The organism is Streptococcus mitis, from assembly GCF_002096855.1.
Taxonomy (GTDB): Bacteria; Bacillota; Bacilli; order Lactobacillales; family Streptococcaceae; genus Streptococcus; species Streptococcus mitis_Y.
Window position 1 is genome coordinate 92638 of record NZ_NCVH01000033.1, and the last position, 15980, is coordinate 108617.

At 39.2% G+C, this 15980-nt stretch carries 27 protein-coding genes; all 27 read left to right on the forward strand.

The features are described 5' to 3' along the window. The first annotated feature begins 115 nt into the window (after positions 1–115). Positions 116–481, forward strand: a complete 366-nt coding sequence (locus B7698_RS08595) for a helix-turn-helix domain-containing protein (protein ID WP_239822596.1) — start codon at positions 116–118, stop codon at positions 479–481. Between the two features lie 115 nt (positions 482–596). Beyond that, positions 597–758 carry a hypothetical protein gene (locus tag B7698_RS08600; protein ID WP_084865294.1) on the forward strand — a complete coding sequence of 54 codons (162 nt, stop codon included), beginning with the start codon at positions 597–599 and terminating at the stop codon, positions 756–758. Positions 759–858: 100 nt separating this feature from the next. Further along, complete coding sequence (locus B7698_RS08605) at positions 859–1137, forward strand: helix-turn-helix domain-containing protein (protein WP_084865295.1); 279 nt, start codon at positions 859–861, stop codon at positions 1135–1137. A 14-nt stretch (positions 1138–1151) separates the two neighbouring features. Further along, on the forward strand, positions 1152–1475 hold the full coding sequence (locus B7698_RS08610; RefSeq protein ID WP_084865297.1) for a hypothetical protein: 324 nt from the start codon (positions 1152–1154) through the stop codon (positions 1473–1475). Positions 1476–1734: 259 nt separating this feature from the next. Further along, positions 1735–1914, forward strand: coding sequence for a hypothetical protein (locus tag B7698_RS08615; RefSeq protein WP_084865299.1), 180 nt, complete (start codon positions 1735–1737; stop codon positions 1912–1914). Continuing rightward, entirely contained in the window at positions 1911–2651 is a 741-nt protein-coding gene (gene bet, locus B7698_RS08620) for a phage recombination protein Bet (RefSeq protein WP_001862967.1), read from the forward strand. The genes B7698_RS08615 and bet overlap by 4 nt, the downstream gene beginning before the upstream one ends. A 1-nt stretch (position 2652) precedes the next feature. After that, positions 2653–3702: a DUF1351 domain-containing protein gene (locus B7698_RS08625; RefSeq protein ID WP_084865301.1), complete on the forward strand. Its 1050-nt coding sequence runs from the start codon at positions 2653–2655 to the stop codon at positions 3700–3702. A gap of 36 nt (positions 3703–3738) precedes the next feature. Further along, a complete protein-coding gene (locus B7698_RS10270; RefSeq protein WP_192855130.1) occupies positions 3739–4254 on the forward strand; it encodes a hypothetical protein in 516 nt (171 codons plus the stop codon). Positions 4255–4664: 410 nt separating this feature from the next. After that, positions 4665–4997 (forward strand): helix-turn-helix domain-containing protein, encoded by a 333-nt coding sequence (locus tag B7698_RS10500; RefSeq protein ID WP_084865304.1) that lies wholly within the window; start codon positions 4665–4667, stop codon positions 4995–4997. Beyond that, positions 4997–5422, forward strand: coding sequence for a RusA family crossover junction endodeoxyribonuclease (locus B7698_RS08645; protein WP_084865306.1), 426 nt, complete (start codon positions 4997–4999; stop codon positions 5420–5422). The genes B7698_RS10500 and B7698_RS08645 overlap by 1 nt, the downstream gene beginning before the upstream one ends. Positions 5423–5588: 166 nt before the next feature. Then, positions 5589–6110 (forward strand): DUF1642 domain-containing protein, encoded by a 522-nt coding sequence (locus B7698_RS08650; RefSeq protein WP_142358063.1) that lies wholly within the window; start codon positions 5589–5591, stop codon positions 6108–6110. Next, on the forward strand, positions 6111–6320 hold the full coding sequence (locus B7698_RS08655; protein ID WP_084865310.1) for a hypothetical protein: 210 nt from the start codon (positions 6111–6113) through the stop codon (positions 6318–6320). Further along, complete coding sequence (locus B7698_RS08660; RefSeq protein WP_084865312.1) at positions 6320–6613, forward strand: hypothetical protein; 294 nt, start codon at positions 6320–6322, stop codon at positions 6611–6613. The genes B7698_RS08655 and B7698_RS08660 overlap by 1 nt, the downstream gene beginning before the upstream one ends. A 12-nt stretch (positions 6614–6625) precedes the next feature. Then, on the forward strand, positions 6626–6967 hold the full coding sequence (locus B7698_RS08665; protein WP_084865314.1) for an HNH endonuclease: 342 nt from the start codon (positions 6626–6628) through the stop codon (positions 6965–6967). Continuing rightward, on the forward strand, positions 6964–7224 hold the full coding sequence (locus B7698_RS08670) for a DUF1372 family protein (RefSeq protein ID WP_084865316.1): 261 nt from the start codon (positions 6964–6966) through the stop codon (positions 7222–7224). The genes B7698_RS08665 and B7698_RS08670 overlap by 4 nt, the downstream gene beginning before the upstream one ends. Continuing rightward, positions 7221–7643 (forward strand): DUF7448 domain-containing protein, encoded by a 423-nt coding sequence (locus tag B7698_RS08675; RefSeq protein ID WP_084865317.1) that lies wholly within the window; start codon positions 7221–7223, stop codon positions 7641–7643. The genes B7698_RS08670 and B7698_RS08675 overlap by 4 nt, the downstream gene beginning before the upstream one ends. A gap of 11 nt (positions 7644–7654) precedes the next feature. Beyond that, positions 7655–8101: a YopX family protein gene (locus tag B7698_RS08680; protein ID WP_084865320.1), complete on the forward strand. Its 447-nt coding sequence runs from the start codon at positions 7655–7657 to the stop codon at positions 8099–8101. Then, positions 8098–8454, forward strand: a complete 357-nt coding sequence (locus B7698_RS08685) for a hypothetical protein (protein ID WP_084865322.1) — start codon at positions 8098–8100, stop codon at positions 8452–8454. The genes B7698_RS08680 and B7698_RS08685 overlap by 4 nt, the downstream gene beginning before the upstream one ends. Continuing rightward, a complete protein-coding gene (locus B7698_RS08690) occupies positions 8439–8675 on the forward strand; it encodes a DUF3310 domain-containing protein (RefSeq protein ID WP_084865324.1) in 237 nt (78 codons plus the stop codon). Before B7698_RS08685 ends, B7698_RS08690 begins: the two co-directional genes overlap by 16 nt. Beyond that, positions 8665–8829, forward strand: a complete 165-nt coding sequence (locus B7698_RS10275; RefSeq protein ID WP_192855131.1) for a hypothetical protein — start codon at positions 8665–8667, stop codon at positions 8827–8829. The genes B7698_RS08690 and B7698_RS10275 overlap by 11 nt, the downstream gene beginning before the upstream one ends. A 16-nt stretch (positions 8830–8845) precedes the next feature. Next, positions 8846–9709, forward strand: a complete 864-nt coding sequence (locus tag B7698_RS08695) for an SPFH domain-containing protein (protein ID WP_000495101.1) — start codon at positions 8846–8848, stop codon at positions 9707–9709. 74 nt (positions 9710–9783) lie between these two features. After that, on the forward strand, positions 9784–10188 hold the full coding sequence (locus tag B7698_RS08700; RefSeq protein ID WP_084865325.1) for a DUF1492 domain-containing protein: 405 nt from the start codon (positions 9784–9786) through the stop codon (positions 10186–10188). A gap of 587 nt (positions 10189–10775) precedes the next feature. Next, positions 10776–11222, forward strand: a complete 447-nt coding sequence (locus B7698_RS08705) for a terminase small subunit (RefSeq protein WP_084865327.1) — start codon at positions 10776–10778, stop codon at positions 11220–11222. Then, positions 11212–12468 carry a PBSX family phage terminase large subunit gene (locus B7698_RS08710; RefSeq protein ID WP_084865329.1) on the forward strand — a complete coding sequence of 419 codons (1257 nt, stop codon included), beginning with the start codon at positions 11212–11214 and terminating at the stop codon, positions 12466–12468. The genes B7698_RS08705 and B7698_RS08710 overlap by 11 nt, the downstream gene beginning before the upstream one ends. Positions 12469–12479: 11 nt before the next feature. Then, complete coding sequence (locus tag B7698_RS08715; RefSeq protein WP_084865331.1) at positions 12480–13907, forward strand: phage portal protein; 1428 nt, start codon at positions 12480–12482, stop codon at positions 13905–13907. Then, positions 13876–15666: a minor capsid protein gene (locus B7698_RS10280; protein WP_192855132.1), complete on the forward strand. Its 1791-nt coding sequence runs from the start codon at positions 13876–13878 to the stop codon at positions 15664–15666. The genes B7698_RS08715 and B7698_RS10280 overlap by 32 nt, the downstream gene beginning before the upstream one ends. Further along, positions 15657–15842 carry a hypothetical protein gene (locus B7698_RS08725; protein WP_070527642.1) on the forward strand — a complete coding sequence of 62 codons (186 nt, stop codon included), beginning with the start codon at positions 15657–15659 and terminating at the stop codon, positions 15840–15842. Before B7698_RS10280 ends, B7698_RS08725 begins: the two co-directional genes overlap by 10 nt. Positions 15843–15980 lie beyond the last annotated feature (138 nt).

The following is a 15980-nucleotide window of genomic DNA, read 5'->3' on the forward strand; positions in this document are numbered from 1 at the left end:
AAATAGAAAGGAGAGCGTATGACAGACTTTAAAAATTTAGATTGCCAATTCATCTTTCAGGAATCCAACTAATGACTACACAGCTGTTAGTAATAGCTTCATCAATGATCCTGCGATGGATTTTACAGCTGTTGGCATCATGATGGTGGTGTTGGCTAATCACCCAAACTGGCAAGTCTATCCAGAGGAGATAGCCAAGCGAAAAGGTGTTAACCGGAAGACAATTGATAAGTATTTCAAAATCTTTGAAGAGGCTGGATATTTGCGAAAAATCAGAAAAAAACCTCCTGGAAATGGAGGGAGTCACATATTCAGATTCTTTTCAGATGAAAAAATATCTGATTCCCAATTCGATATTATGAAACAGAGATTAAACCTGTCTATCAAAAAGGCGTCTATGAATTATAATTCTGACATTCCAAAAAGTGAGATGTCAGAAAGTGAGATGTCAGAAAGTGAGATGTCAGATTTTGGGCACTAATAAGTATTAACTAACAACAAGTATTAAATAACAATAATTATTAACTAACAACAAGTCCTACTTCTCTTAATAAATAAAAGAGAGGTTAGAAAAAATAAATACAAAGGAGAAAGAAATGAGACCAATAGGATATCGGCTTAATGTTGAAGTTTCTGGTATTGAAGAATTCAAGGAAGCCTGTAAAGAAGTATCAAAAAAAGCCGAAGAATTGCAACAAGCAATCGATCGACTTAGTATTATTGAAGTTGAATTAAAAGCCAAGCCTGTCAATGATTAGACTTTCTGTCTAATGTAAAACAAAGAAAGCACCTGACGGCAATCAGGCGCTAATCAAAAATTACTAACTAAATTATAACACGAAAGAGAGGAAATTGCCAATGGCTTTGGAATTGTTTGGAGAAGATTTCAAAAATGAACTGCTTGCAGAACTTGTCCAGTTAAATGTGAAAGCTATGACTGAAGCTAAACTACGAGTATCAAGAGGTACGAACTGGGCTTCAATCAAAGATGTTCAAGAAAGGACAGGCTGGGGTCGTAAGAAAATCGAAGATTTCAGAGACGCAGGGAAATTCCGCTATCAGCAAAATGCTAAAGGCGGTAAGTATTTATATGACTTGAACGATGTACTTCGGTTTCAGAGTCAGTTAGCAAAATAAAGGAGATAGAAAAAATGTTTGAACCACCATTAATTAATCAGCTTTTAGGAACTGGCGCAGTGATTTTAGGATTTATTGGTGCTGGGATTTTAGCACGACAAATGGAACTGCACGAACTTGAGAAACAACGCAAGTTAGAAGAACGTGACACGAAGATTATACAAGCGTTTAACGAAGCGGTTGAAATCGGTCGTGAGCTTGAACGTGAGGAGATCCGTCAAAACATCCGCAGAGAGTTTCAAGGATTTACGTTTGACAATGAAAGACCTGAAGGTTTGAAGCCAGAGCCGTTAGCTTTGCCAGAACCTAAGAAAGTGATTATGAAAGTGCTACGCTGAGGATCAGATAATGACTAGAATTGAACTTGAAAACCGTGTATGGCTTTTGGCCAATCATGAAGAAAAAAACGAATTGCTGGATCTTGGGCTAACATCCAAGGCTAGATATGTGAAACGAGTGCTTGAACTAGGGAAGGTGTATGCGCATGTTTGATTACGACAGAGATATAATGCAACCGCCTGAAGAACGAGAAGAACTTGACCCGAGCGAATATGTGGATATCGGATGCGGTCGACGTCGATACGTGGGTGATGAAATATGATTCAGGAGCTACACGAAGAAATCGACAACTGGCGAGCTGAATATATTCATCTTGGGCTCGAGCTGGGGAAAATCATTAACGAACAACAAAATATTATTTTGAAATTGCAAAACGAAAATCGACGCTTGAAGCGTGAAAATTGGAACCTTAAGAAGACGAAAGGTAGAAAGAAATGACAAACGAACTAACACAAACAAAAGGTGCATATCTAACAGATTTGCAAAAACTAGACGGAGCAACATTGCGAAATTTTGTTGACCCAAAACACCAAGCAAGCCCACAAGAATTACAAACTTTACTGGCTATCGTGAAAAATCGTAATTTAAACCCATTCACGAAAGAAGTTTACTTTATCAAGTACGGAAACAATCCTGCACAGATTGTTGTCTCAAAGGACGCTTTTATGAAGCGTGCGGAACAAAATCAAAATTATGACGGTTTTGAAAGTGGAATTATCTACGAAGACGCAAGTGGAGAGTTAAAAAATAAAAAAGGTGTCATCTTACCTAAAAATTGTACTCTAATCGGTGGTTGGTGTGAGGTTTATCGTAAAGATAGAACTAGACCGGTATATCGTGAAGTTGAGTTGTCAGCATATAACACTGGGAAGAACTGGTGGCAAAAAGCGCCAGGGCAGATGATTGAGAAAGTTGCAATTGTTGCAGCAGTCCGTGATTCGTTCTCAGAAGATGTGGGCGGACTTTATACAAGTGAGGAAATGGAACAAGCAGCTCCTATCGATGTAACTCCTCAAGAATCTCAAGAAGAAGTGAGAACGAGGAAAATGGCTCAGATTGAAGAGATGAAGCGAGAGCAGGAGAAACACCAATCATCAGCTTATCCAGAAGATGAAATTCCTAATTTTGAAGACGAACCGCTACAAGGCGAACTCTTAGAAGAAATGGAGTACTAACATGCAAGAATTACAAGTAAGTATCACTCAGGCAGAGGTTGAAATTTTAGACCGTGAATTATTTGAACAAAATATTAAAGAGGTGGTAACGAAGTATCAAAATTATACAGTTACTGCTTCGACAATCAAGGACGATAAGCAGGTATTAGCTGATCTCAGAAAACTATTCAAGCAGATATCTGATGAGCGTATCAAAATCAAAAAGGTTTTGTCAAAAACAGCTGACGATTTCAACGAATACATCACAGAGCAGGTTGAACCGCTGGACGGTGTTATCAAAAAGATTGCGAAAGATGTCAAAGAGTTTGAAGACCATCAGAAAGCACTCAGACTGGATACGGTTAAGGGGTACATCACAAACAAGGCGTCAGAATACATGCTAGACCCTCGTCTATTTGATGAGAAAGCACTTGAGTACATCAAGGCAGGCGATTTCATGGCTGACGGTGTGACACTCAAGAAAGTTACGATGAAGTCGCTTGATGACATGATTACATTTGAGTATCAGAAGCAAGAAGAGTACAAGAAAACCATCTCAGCAATCTCAGGACAATGTGCCGAGTACGGAATGACAGACCAGCCATATATTCGTATGTTGAAAGACATGACTTTGGTTGAAGTGTTGGAACAAATCAAGGTAGATTACGCTTTTGAAAAGCAAAAGGAAGAATTGAGATTGGCTCAAGAGCGAGCTGAACGAGAACGTGAGGAAGTTTTAGCTCAACAACAAAATGAACATCCAGAGTTTAGAACAATCCTTGGCTGTCATATCGACGAGGAAACGCAAGAATTTGACCCAGAGACGGGCGAAATCTTAGACAGTGGGCGATTATCCCAAAACCAGCAAGAAGCCGTCAGAGGGGATGAGAATGGCTTAAAACGATATACCCAAAAAATGACCTTGGAAGTGTATTTCGCTGACACGAAAGAAAAAGACTATTTCAAGAATAGCCTTGCGGATTTGGGATTTGAATACAAGAAAAACTACACTGTCCAAGGTTATCAACGAATTGAGCCGTTAACACAGGCAGAACTTGAAATGAAATTGTAGAAGTCCGGGATGTTATCCAGGAAAAGTGAGGAAAGAATGAAAATCTATATTGAACAAGATGACGTAAAATTGAGTTTTGAGAGAACGCAGGAACTTGATTATCAAACCTTATTCAAGGCCTATCAGATGATTACAGGGTCTGATGAAATCCTTGAGGATTTGAGTCAGAAAGAGCCTGAGAATGCAGGGGCCGTTTTAAAAAATGATGCTGAAAAAATAGCTGAAATCGATCATATCAATATCAAAGAAGTCACAGACGGGTTTTCAGCAAAATTTAGCGGAAGTCCAGCGGTTTCGCAGAAACCAAGCGAGAAGGTAGATGTTGATTTACAATGCCCATTTTGCGGATGTGCGAAGCGGTGGAAAGTCCCGTCTTACTTTAAATTCATGAATTGTCCTGACTGCCAAGGTTCAGTTTTCTTGTCTTGGGCGACAGGAGTTAAAGGGGAATTGGATGAAAATGGATTTTATTTCAGAGGGGACAGCCCGATGAAATTTAAGGAGCAGACAGATGAATTCGAGGACATGTTTGCTATCGAAGAATCAAAATAACCAAAAACAACTATTTCCATTTTGGAAACAACTCAAAAACCAACAAGCCGGGCATTCTTGTAAAACTGCGAACTAGAAAATGCGTCAGTGACACTTATGTGACTTTTGGACGAATGACGCAAAGAATTTCACTCACGCTTGCCTCGCTCACAAATTGGCAGGCGTGGGATTTTGGTGGAAAGTATGAACAAAATAAAAACAGATATGCAATGCCCGTTTTGTGGAGAATGCGCTACTAGATATGTATTTCCTACACAAAGTCGGTTGAGGTGTTATGTGTGTGATATGGTTTTGTTTCTAAGGTACATTGATGATGATCCAGAAGCAATTGACGAGCGTGGTTTTGGACGGTTAGCGTATGATCCGTATAGAAACAATGAGGAGATTATGGAACTGAATAAGGTGTTTGGATGAATAAACTGAGAGAGTTGAGGAAAGAAAAAGGCGATACACAAGAGGTAGTCGCTAAAGCTATGGGCGTAACTCGGAGAGGGTACCAAAAATGGGAAAATGAAGAAAGCCAAATCAAACCAGATAAAGCCCAACAACTGGCTGACTATTTTGGAGTAAACGTAGGTTATCTACTGGGATATGAACCAGAAGGTATGCCAAAGCGGTCAATCTATGAAGAAGTCTATTCAGCATTACTTAGAGTGAAATCTGAAAATCCTAATCACGATGACCGTGTGGCAATTCGTGAAGTGTGTATGGAACTAATCGAAGCGACGCTTGAGGGGTATTGATGAAAGAACGATTGATTTTGAAATTTGAGTTGAACAGGAAACAGATGATCAACGCAAACGACAGACCGCACTTTCATCAAAAGGCTAAAATCACTAAGTTCTTACGGCAGTTGGCCGAATACGAGGGCAACAATGTACTGAGAGATTACTTTGGGTTGCCTTACAGCGAGGATAAACCTTGCAAGGTTAAGGTTCGGATATATCCTCCGACGAATAGGAAGTATGATCCGCCGAACTGGTCGCCTACAAGCAAGGCTTTGTTTGATGGCCTGACGGACGCAAAGATTTGGACTGATGATAATTACAATGTGATAGTATCGACTGAGTTCATGCACGGTGGTAAGTCTGGAAATAAGAATTACAGGATTGAACTGGAGATTTACGAATATCACGAGATATTGCAGAGGATAGTTGATGGGATTTGATAAGCAAGAATTGATAAAAGGTTATCTACGCACAATCGAGCAAAACGAAGAGAAGATAATCGAGTATTCGAAGTCGTGCGATTCGAGCAAGAGACGAATTAGGGCGCTGGAGCGCGATTTGTTGAAGAAAAGGAATAAAGAATTAAGAAAGTTGAGAAATTGGAAGATGAATAAACAGGAATTGATTGAGAAGTATAAAAGCTATGAGGGAAAGTGGAATGCTAAAAGAGCAGAATTAGCTCGTCAAATTTTTATAGAAGATTTAAAGCTACTAGAAGAACCCCGAAAAGTCAAAGTTAAGAAGTTTGTGGCGGATTGGTATGAGGAACACAAAGACGAATTTGAGTACAATGTGTGGGATTGGTTATCTTCAAAAAGCGAGTTGGGAAAGATTGATAGTAAGTTCGCTTTTTGGTTAAACGACGTAGATAATACACCTATTCAAACCCTCGTCAACATGCACCAATTCGGCTACGAGGTCGAGAAAGAGAAGCGTTATCGGATTTCTATGCCAAAAGCTAGAAATTACATGAACCACGCTCAATTTTTGTGCGAAAAAGATGGCAAAATATTTTGGTGCGGTGAGTGGCATCCTTTTAGAACTAAATTCACCCGCAAACAACTAGAAGAAGCAGGCTTCGGTTGGGTGTTCGATTGCCCAGGGATTGAGATTGAGGAGGTTGAATAAATGGCAAAATTTATTCAAATCCAATCTTGTTACAGAGGGATTGTCGAAAACGAACTCATCAATATAGAAGATATTAGTCGCATCTGTCTAGGTCCTAACATCTTATTTCTACGGACACCTTATAGTGCCGGAGAGCGTCATATTTCTATCACTAAAGATTCGGTAGATAAATTATTGAAGGAGTTGGATATTATTGGGGAGGTGGAGTGATGGCATTAACACTTGGAAGTAGTATTACTGAGCTTATTCTTGAAATTGGTAATCTTTTAAACTCTCCTGATAACAATATAACAACTTTCGCGCTTGAAATTCCAAATCAATCTTTCTTTCTAGAAATAAATGTAAAACCAAAGAAAAAGGAAAAAGAGGTAATGAATCCATATGTTGTGAAAAAAATTATGAGAGATGAAAACTCTGTTTTTGATAAAGACAATAATTACCACAAGCAGAAGGAAAAAGAGAGACATAACCCAGTCTTTAAACGAAAGAATTCAAAAAAGTAAGGAGGTCACAGATTGAAACGAAAAAGCATATCTAAAGCCACTAGACAAAAAGTTTTAGACAAGTACGGTGGGCACTGTGCGTATTGCGGTAAGGTTTTGGACCTGAAAACTTTGAGAGTGGATCATTTACACCCTCACTATTTAGGAGGGGAAGATAGTTTTGATAATTATATGCCAGCTTGCTATCAATGTAATTTCTACAAATCTACTCTTCTGTTAGATGAATTCAGAGAGCAGATGTCTACCTTGCACGAAAGAATCAGCAAGCCATTTATAGCAAGACTTGGGTTAGATTATGGAATCATTGAAATCAAGCCTTTTGATGGCAAATTTTATTTTGAGGAGGAGACATGAAACGATTTATCGCAATCTGGATATTATTGTCTGCTGGATTGAATATCTGGCAGAGTATCCACATTAAAAAAATAGAAGAAAAGCACCCGATGGTTATCTACAAGGCTGATAATGCAGGCGCTGAGATATTTGGTAAGGTCGTCGAAAAAGGACGACATGGCAAGTTGTATACAGTGACTATCAGAGATTATGGGATTTTCGTAGTCACTAGAGAGCAGTATGAGAAGATTAGAGTAGGGGATGAGGTGTTGCTATGACAGAAACTATTAAACTACCAGACTATTATGCGCCTGATTGGAAAAATGCAAGGTACGGGTCGTTGGAAGAGCTTAAAGAATTGTTGCTCTTTAAGCGTATTGTGAAATGGGATAAGGACTTTTTGCTGCTTGAAGACGGCACAAAGGTCACTATTGAAATGTCTGAAAGTGATTGCTGTGCCTCAGCAGGTGGGGAGTTCCAAGATGTATCACTTGATGCTGTGATTACTAATGTTGAAATTGGAGAACCGGAAGAAATCCCTGACCATTGGGGAACTGGTTATAAAAACAAAGTAACTATCTTCCATAATCAGAACCCTGTAGCTATTGCCAATTGTGAAGCAGAGCATAATGGCTATTATTACAGCGTAGGCTCTTTAGTGATTGGTGATATTCATTTTCCAGTTGTTAATGCTTAGGAGGATTTAACATGACACCAAGATATAGAGCGTGGGATAAACATGAACAAAAGATGTTTACTAATGATGAATTGATTATCTGGAATGGTAATGTCTATGCGAACGATAGCAAAAAGCTTACCTGCAACAATTTAAAAGGATGGTCGATTGATGATGAATATCTCATGCAATCAACAGGATTGGTTGACAAGAACGGCAAGGAAATCTTTGAGGGGGATATCCTGGAAATTCAGGGAATTAGAATGGTTGTAAAATTCGGAAGCTATGAATACATTGAGTCATCGAAGAGTAATGGGCATACGTTAGGTGTAGTGTACGACGGCCTAGGATTTTATGTCGAGTGCATCAACGCTGCTGACCCAGATAGGATAAGTCCATTCGAACCAAAAACGCTAAAAGAAAGCTACGTTATTGGAAATAGATTTGAAACACCAGAGCTTTTGGAGGATAAGGGATGAGACCGAAAAGATACCCTTTCAGTGGAGCTAAAAAAGAGAGTGAAGCTAAGAAAATATCGTTAATGCTTAAAAAAGTCGATGAATCAGACTTGAAAGGAAGTGTTTGGACGGATCCTCTAAATCTCTATGGAAAAACAAGAGTCCATGTAGAGCTAGAGGGTTATGGAAAGAAAATCATAACCGAATTTAAAACAGATGATATGGATTTTTCCAAAAAAGCTTCATTCTTTAAGAGGACATTATTCAAAAGAGCTGAAATGATGTCTCAGTTTGATTTTAGAGAAACAACAACAGAAGAATGGAACCGAATAATCTTAGAACTTGGGGAGGCTATCAAATGTACCCAGAAATAATTGACAACGTAAACAAACCAAGCCACTACCAAGGAAGATTTGGCATGGAATCTATCGATGCTTTAAGGAATTTCATGACACCAGAACAGCTGAAAGGCTTTTATCTTGGAAATGCCTTGAAGTATCAACTGCGATTTCAGAAGAAAAACGGTCTTGAAGACCTGAAGAAAGCCAGAAAGAACCTTGACTGGCTTATCGAGGAGATGGAGCATGAGAATTAAAACATTAATGGGAACAATCATCAATGTTGACAGGATAAAGCGCAGTATCACAGTTGAGGGTATTGAATTAGGCTCAGATTGTCGGGCTTTAATATCTAAACACAAAGATGGTACAGGTACAATAACACTAGTTTTTGATGGGAAAATAATTTAAAAAAGGAGTAAAAACAATGTTTACACAATACAATCACGAAACAGGAAAAACGACACTTACAAAACTTGCTAAGGGCGGTATCATTACAGTTGCAGCTGTTGCTTCACTTGGGATTTTTCGTCTCACGGCTGTGAAACGTATCCCAGCTAACACAGTCGGTGTAAAGGTTAGTGCAATTGGAGGTGTGCAAGAAAATACTCTGCAAACAGGATATCATCTAAAAATGCCATTTATTGACAAAGTATACACCTTATCGACATCTGTTCAAACTAAGACGATGGAAAAAATCACTACTCAAACTAAAGATGGTCAGTGGCTCAATACCAATATTGATGTGAAATATCGAGTCAATAAAGAAAAGGCTATGACGGTCTTCTCTAATTACACAGATTTAGAAAACGTGAATAATAGTGTAGTATCTCCTGCTGTTCAGCGTGCTATTGAATCTGTAACGGGAAATTACGATATCTATGATATTCTGGGTGACAAGCGTACTGAAGTCTATGAGGCGATTGATAAGGCTCTTAAAGAAAAATTTGAGTCTTACGATCTTGAGTTTGTTTCCTTTACCATCACAGACCAAGATGCAGGAGATGAGATTGAAGCAGCAATCAAAAATGAATCGGTCAAACAAAAAGAAATCGACACAGCTAAACAAGAACAGGAAAAGGCTAAAGTTGAAGCTGATACTAAAAAAGTTCAAGCTCAAGCCGAAGCAGACGCAGGTATCATCAAAGCAGAAGGTGAAGCCAAGGCCAACAAAGCTAAGTCAGACTCAATCACAGATAATCTTATCCGGATGAAAGAAGCAGAAGCCAGAGAGAAGCATGGCTGGGTCACTGTTAACGGCGCAGGTAGTGTGATCACGAATAAAGAATAAAATAAAAAAGCCAAGGCACTCTCTGCCTCAGCTATAATCTCAATAATATTATTATATCACAAAGGAGACAGAGAGTGAACAAGGCTAAAGAGCTATTGAAAGAATTACAAGACCTTGACATGGACATCCAAAGCCGTATAGATGAAATCAATGAGCTTGAGGCAGGTTTGCTCTCAAGTCCTAAGTGGTCAGGTGTCAAAGTCCAAGGTGGACAGACTAGAAAAGTTGATGATATCTATACTCAGTTGGTAGTGATGAAAGAGGCTATAGAGCAGGATACTAAAGAGGTTATTAACAGAAAACTTGAATTAGGTCGAATGATCAACAGTCTTAAAAATCCCAAGCACAGGGCGGTATTAAGAATGACTTACATCAACAAAGGCACCGCTGATAGCGTTTGTTATGATTTGAAGATGAGTCGTACAACCTATTACAGGTTAAAAAATGAGGCGGTCTTAGCTTTGGAAGAAGTCATCTAACCTCATAGTGATCGTATGGGACTTTTTGGAACAGCACGGTTCTAAAAATCTGTTAGAATGGTAGTGTCAAGAATTGAAAAGAGAGGTCTCAGAATTTGGTAGATGGTTACCTGAAATCAGGGTGTCGTAAAGGGCATTGAGGGTTCGAGTCCTTCCCTCTATTTCGTTCATTGACGTCTCCTTTATACTTTATTATATTTTTCCGAGGCTTCGGTCTCGTTTTGGCGGTGACAGGTAAGTGGTTTCTCTCCTATGTTTCCTTCGGTTCGATTCCGGGCATCGCCGTTTGAGTGTTTGTGTCCCAGAATGGGGTAGGCAGTAGGCTTAGCATTCATATATCACTCATTAACTTATTAGAAGGTCGGCAGTAGCGACCGAACCTCGCATGATTGCGTAGCTAATTATATTCCGGATAAGTTATAAGCTAGAGGGTTTGATTCCCTCAGAGGTTTTAAATGACTACAAAAAAAATAAAAAAAGGAAAACTTTCAAATCGATTACTAATTAACACGCAAGTCTGTAGTCTACTTGCAGAAAGGTCGCACATCGTGTGGCTTTTTTTATTGTTTGAAAGGTGGTGATGGAAAATGAACAATAAACAGAAACACTTCGCTGATGAGTACATCATCAGTAGAAACGCAACACAATCTGCAATAAGAGCAGGGTATTCTGAAAAAACAGCGAGGTCTATAGGACAAAGATTGTTGACAAAAGTTGACATTTCTGAATACATTAAAAAACGTACTGAAGAACTTTTTGACGAACGTTCGATGTCAATCGCAGAAGCCTTGGCAATCTCTGCTAGTATCGCTAGAGGGGAAACTCAACAAGGGTATTCTAAAAAAACTGTAAAGACTGCTGAAGGTGTGGAGGTATCGGAAACGACTTATGAATTTACTCCAACGATTGAAGAAAGACAGCGGTCTCTAGACCACATATTCAGAGTGAACGGGGCTTATTTAGAGAGAAAAGAAATCGAGATGTCTTCGGCTGTTCAATTTGTTGATGATATAGGAGTTGGCGATGAAGCGTAGAATGAGCGAGTTTATTCCTAAGGCTTTTTATCCCATGTGGCGTGCAGCATTCGACCCTAAAATCTTACATGTAGTTGAAAAAGGCGGGCGCGGTTCTGGTAAGTCAAGCGACCTAGGGCATACTATCATTCAACTGATTATGCGCTATCCAGTCAATGCCGTGTGTATTCGTAAGACAGATAATACGCTAGAACAATCGGTCTACGAGCAATTGAAATGGGCGATTAGTGAGCAAGGGGTTAGTCATTTATTTAAGATTAATAAATCCCCTTTGAAGATAACCTATATCCCAAGAGGGAATTATATTATCTTCCGTGGTGCACAAGATCCAGAGCGTATCAAATCCTTGAAAGACAGCCGTTTTCCATTCGCAATCGGCTGGATTGAGGAGCTTGCTGAGTTTAAAACTGAAGATGAAGTAAAGACAATCACCAACTCACTCCTACGTGGAGAATTGGCTGATGGTCTTTTTTATAAGTTCTTCTACTCTTACAATCCTCCGAAAAGAAAACAGTCTTGGGTAAATAAGAAATATGAAAGCGTCATACAGCCTCCTAATACCCACGTACACCATTCAACTTACTTGGATAACCCATATATATCCCAAGCCTTTATAGAAGAAGCAGAGGCTACGAGAGAGCGTTCAGAGAAGCGTTACCGTTGGGAGTATTTGGGCGAGGCTATCGGTTCGGGTGTAGCACCTTTTGAAAATCTGGTATTCCGCAAGATTACAGATGAGGAGATAGCAAGGTTTGATAACATTCGGCAAGGGAATGACTTTGGATATGCTAACGATCCTCTGGCTTTTGTAAGATGGCATTATGACAAAAAGAAACGTGTTATCTACGCTATCGATGAGATTTACGGCGTAAAGATTAGCAACCGTGAATTAGCTGAAAGAATCCGTGAGAAAGGCTATCAATCTCAGATGATAACCTGTGATAGCGCAGAACCTAAGTCAATTGATGAATTAAAACTGCAGCTGAATATTCCACTTGTCCAAGGTGCTAAGAAAGGTCCTGATAGTCGTGAGTATGGAGAACGCTGGTTGGATGATTTGGATGCTATTGTGATAGATCCAGAACGTACACCTAACATTGCAAGAGAGTTTGAAAGCGCCGACTACGCCGTTGACCGTGATGGAAATCCTAAGCCTAAATTAGAGGAAGTAAACGACCACACAATCGACGCAACTAGATATGCGTTTGAAGACGATATGAGACAGCCAGGAATATCATTCTGGTAGGAGAAGGAGAAATGTTGAGTAATTGGTTTAAATGGTTAATCAGGCGGTTGTTGATTAAGAATACAACCCAAAATGAAATACTAGAGATTGAGATAAGAGAACACCAAAATTCTGAGAAAGTAAGCACGATGAAAGAGGCTTACAACTACTATCGAAATCGCACGGATATTCGAAATAAGAAGGTAGATGTGGACTGGCGTACGAACTCAAGGATTGAATTAGGTTTATTTAAGAAACTGGTAGACCAGAAGGTCGGTTATCTGTTTTCTAAACAACCTACAATCTCGCTTGAGGGAGAAGAATCACAAGATTTTTTAGATAGCGTGTTTGATGAGGACCTTTTATCTACGATTAAGTCACTTGGTAAGGAAGCAGTGATGAAAGGAATAGCTTACGGCTTGCCTTATTACGACGAGAATGGCCGTCTACGCTTGTTTAAAATCCCAAGTGAACAGATTATCCCTTTCTGGAAAGACGAGCGTCATTTGGAATTATCCGCCTTTGTGCGCGTCTATAATCAAGCGGTCTACGAAAGCGGAGTGAAGAAGACTAAAACCTTTGTAGAATACTACGACGAAAAAGGAATCACAGATTATATCTGGACAGGTTCACACCTTGAACTCAATCCACTGTCTAAGGAGACCAAGGGAAATTTTTATTATGTCAACGCAGATGGAACACGGATTCCTTACACTTGGGAGAAAGTCCCTCTGATTCCATTCCGATACAACGAGTATGAGGACGGTCTTTTAGTCCAAACCAAGTCTCTGATTGATAATATTCAACTTCAAATGTCTACTAACGCTGATATGTTGGCAGATATGCCAAAGCTGATTTATGTTTTGAAAAACTATCAGGGCGCAGACTTGGGCGAGTTCATGAATAATCTGAATAAGTTCCGCTCTATCAAGGTTTCTAGTGATGGTGGTGTAGATACCCTACAAGCAGACAATGATACTGGCGGAGTTGAAGCAGATATTGAACGCTCTCGTAAGTTCTTGTATGAGGCTGCACGAGCTATTGATACCCAAGATGATAATCTAGGCAATGCAAGTGGCCAAGCTCTTAAATGGCGCTATACAGACCTTGATTTGGACTGTAATGAGCTAGAAAATGAGTTCCAAAAAGGTATCAAGCAATTCCTTTGGTTCGTAGAACAGTATGCGGCTAACAAAGGAGTAGCGTTTGATTCATCTAAATTTACTTATGTATTTAACCGTGACATCATTTCAAATGAGTCTGAAGCTATTCAAGATTGTGTAAACTCAATCGGTATCTTAGACGATCTAAGCATTCGTGAACAACATCCATGGTATCAACCAGAGGTTGAGAAACGATTGAAAGAACAACAGGAACAAGGACAAGATCCATACTCTCAGACCAATTTCAAAAAGGTAGATGAAGATTATGACGACCGAGAACAAGAAAAAGATAGATGAGTATTGGACTGAGCGAGCTTTACAACAGGAACAAAACGCTCAGATAGTTGCTGATAGGTATATGGCTCAGATTGGTCAATCCTTAGCAGATTATAAACACCAGCTGGTTTCTGAAATTGAGAAGTTCTATGCCAGGTATGCAGTTGATAATAAAATGACTCATGCAGAGGCCAAGCAATATCTGACAGATAAAGAGCGTAGAGAGTTTAAGCATGTAACCCTTGAAAGGTTCCGTGAAATGGCCTTAAATCCTGATACACCGACACCACTGTTGGACGCTTTGAGCTATCGTCATCGTATCAGTCGCAAGGAGGCTTTGCTTGCCGAAATTGAGCGTCTAACGGCTGAGTTATACGGTAAACCAGACGGCATACATGACAAGGTCACAGAAGCTCTGAGCGACGTCTACATCAAAGGTAAAATCCATCAAGCTAAGAACTTGGCTCATTTCGGAATCATAGAGAAACCAATATTAAATGTCGATGCAGTTAAGCATAAGATGGCTAGTAACTGGAGCGGTAAAACATTTTCTGAAAATGTTTGGGTTCATAAAGAAGTTGCTTATAAGGCAATCAGTGATGTCCTGAATAAAGGCCTAACAGGCGGCTGGTCTATTGATAGAATGGCTAGGGCTCTTTCTGAACGTACAGGAGTTGCCTACCATCGAGCAGATACGCTTGTCAGAACCGAGACGACCTTTTATAATAACCTCGCTACGCTAGATACTATCAAGGAATTAGGTGGTGACCACTACGAAATCGTAGCGGTCTTAGATAGTCGTACAAGTGAGATTTGCCAGTCAGAAAATCATAAGGTTTATTCTGTTAAGGAATATGAACCAGGACGAACCGCACCGCCTTTCCATGTCCGTTGCCGTTCTACCATCAGGCCAGCAGTCAAGTCTGATAAGAAAGGCAAGACTGATAAGACTGACAGGACAGAAGAAGCAGAACAGATTAGTCCGTATCTCGATATATTACTAAATAACGCCCCTGTAAAAATGGCAAAAGAGAAACGTTCTTTGGACGAAATCTTTGCAGGTTGGGAGCGTGAAGGGGAAGCGATTAAAGAAAAACTGTTTGCGAAAGACGGAGAAAAGGTGTATAATCAGGGTATGAGTTCAATTGATTTAATGGCAAAACAACAGTCTTTTGTTGTTGGAAATGATATTCGAGTGAATGCCAAAAAACTTAGCGGAACCGAGTTTGATTTTTGGACTCAGAACAATGGTAAGAAAATTAGAGATACAGTGGCGAACGTTCAAGAAGCTTTCCGCCAATTACCTGATTATTCGAAACCAACTGTTGTGTTTTTAAAAAAATCAAAGCTGCCTGGTCTAGCTGGATATGACTATAAGCAGGATATTTTGTTTATAAGTGATGCTCTTAGTTCAGAGAAAGAATTCAAAGATATTTTATCGGATGGTTTTTTTGCATCGAAAAATATCAAAGATGCAATTATTCACGAGTTGACTCACAAAAAGCATTGGGATTCTGCAAAAGCGTTTTACAAAGCAAATAAAAAGCGTTATAATAGTCTTGAAGAAGCGATGACGTATTTGAATAGAGACTTGGTAACCTATGTAAAAAAACAACATAGTATTGATACAATGTATTTATATAGGATTAGCATTAATGCTCTCTTTGCATTTGAAACAAATAATATTAATGAATTGGTTGCAGAAGTTGGAGTTTTAGGAAATAATACTCCCGATGATACACTATTACAAAAAGTACAGGAGGTTCTATCATGGAAGTAATGGCGTTGCCTAGTAAAGAAATGATGCAGTTTTATACAGAAATATATCCGTGGATAAAAACTAGCTTTCCAGATGATACAACTCCTAGATTTTTATTCAAAGATAACACCCCTGGTCATATTTTAGAAATGTTCGAACAAATAAAAGAAAATCTAGGATATGACTACGCAATATAAAACACCAAAGCACCTAGAGAAATCTAAGTGCTTTTCTTATTTTTTAAAAGGAGTAAAGACATGTTTATCTGGGATTTAGTATCAATTTTATTAGGTTGGATTATATTTTTTGCGTTAATTTTGTTCGTAATAATTAAA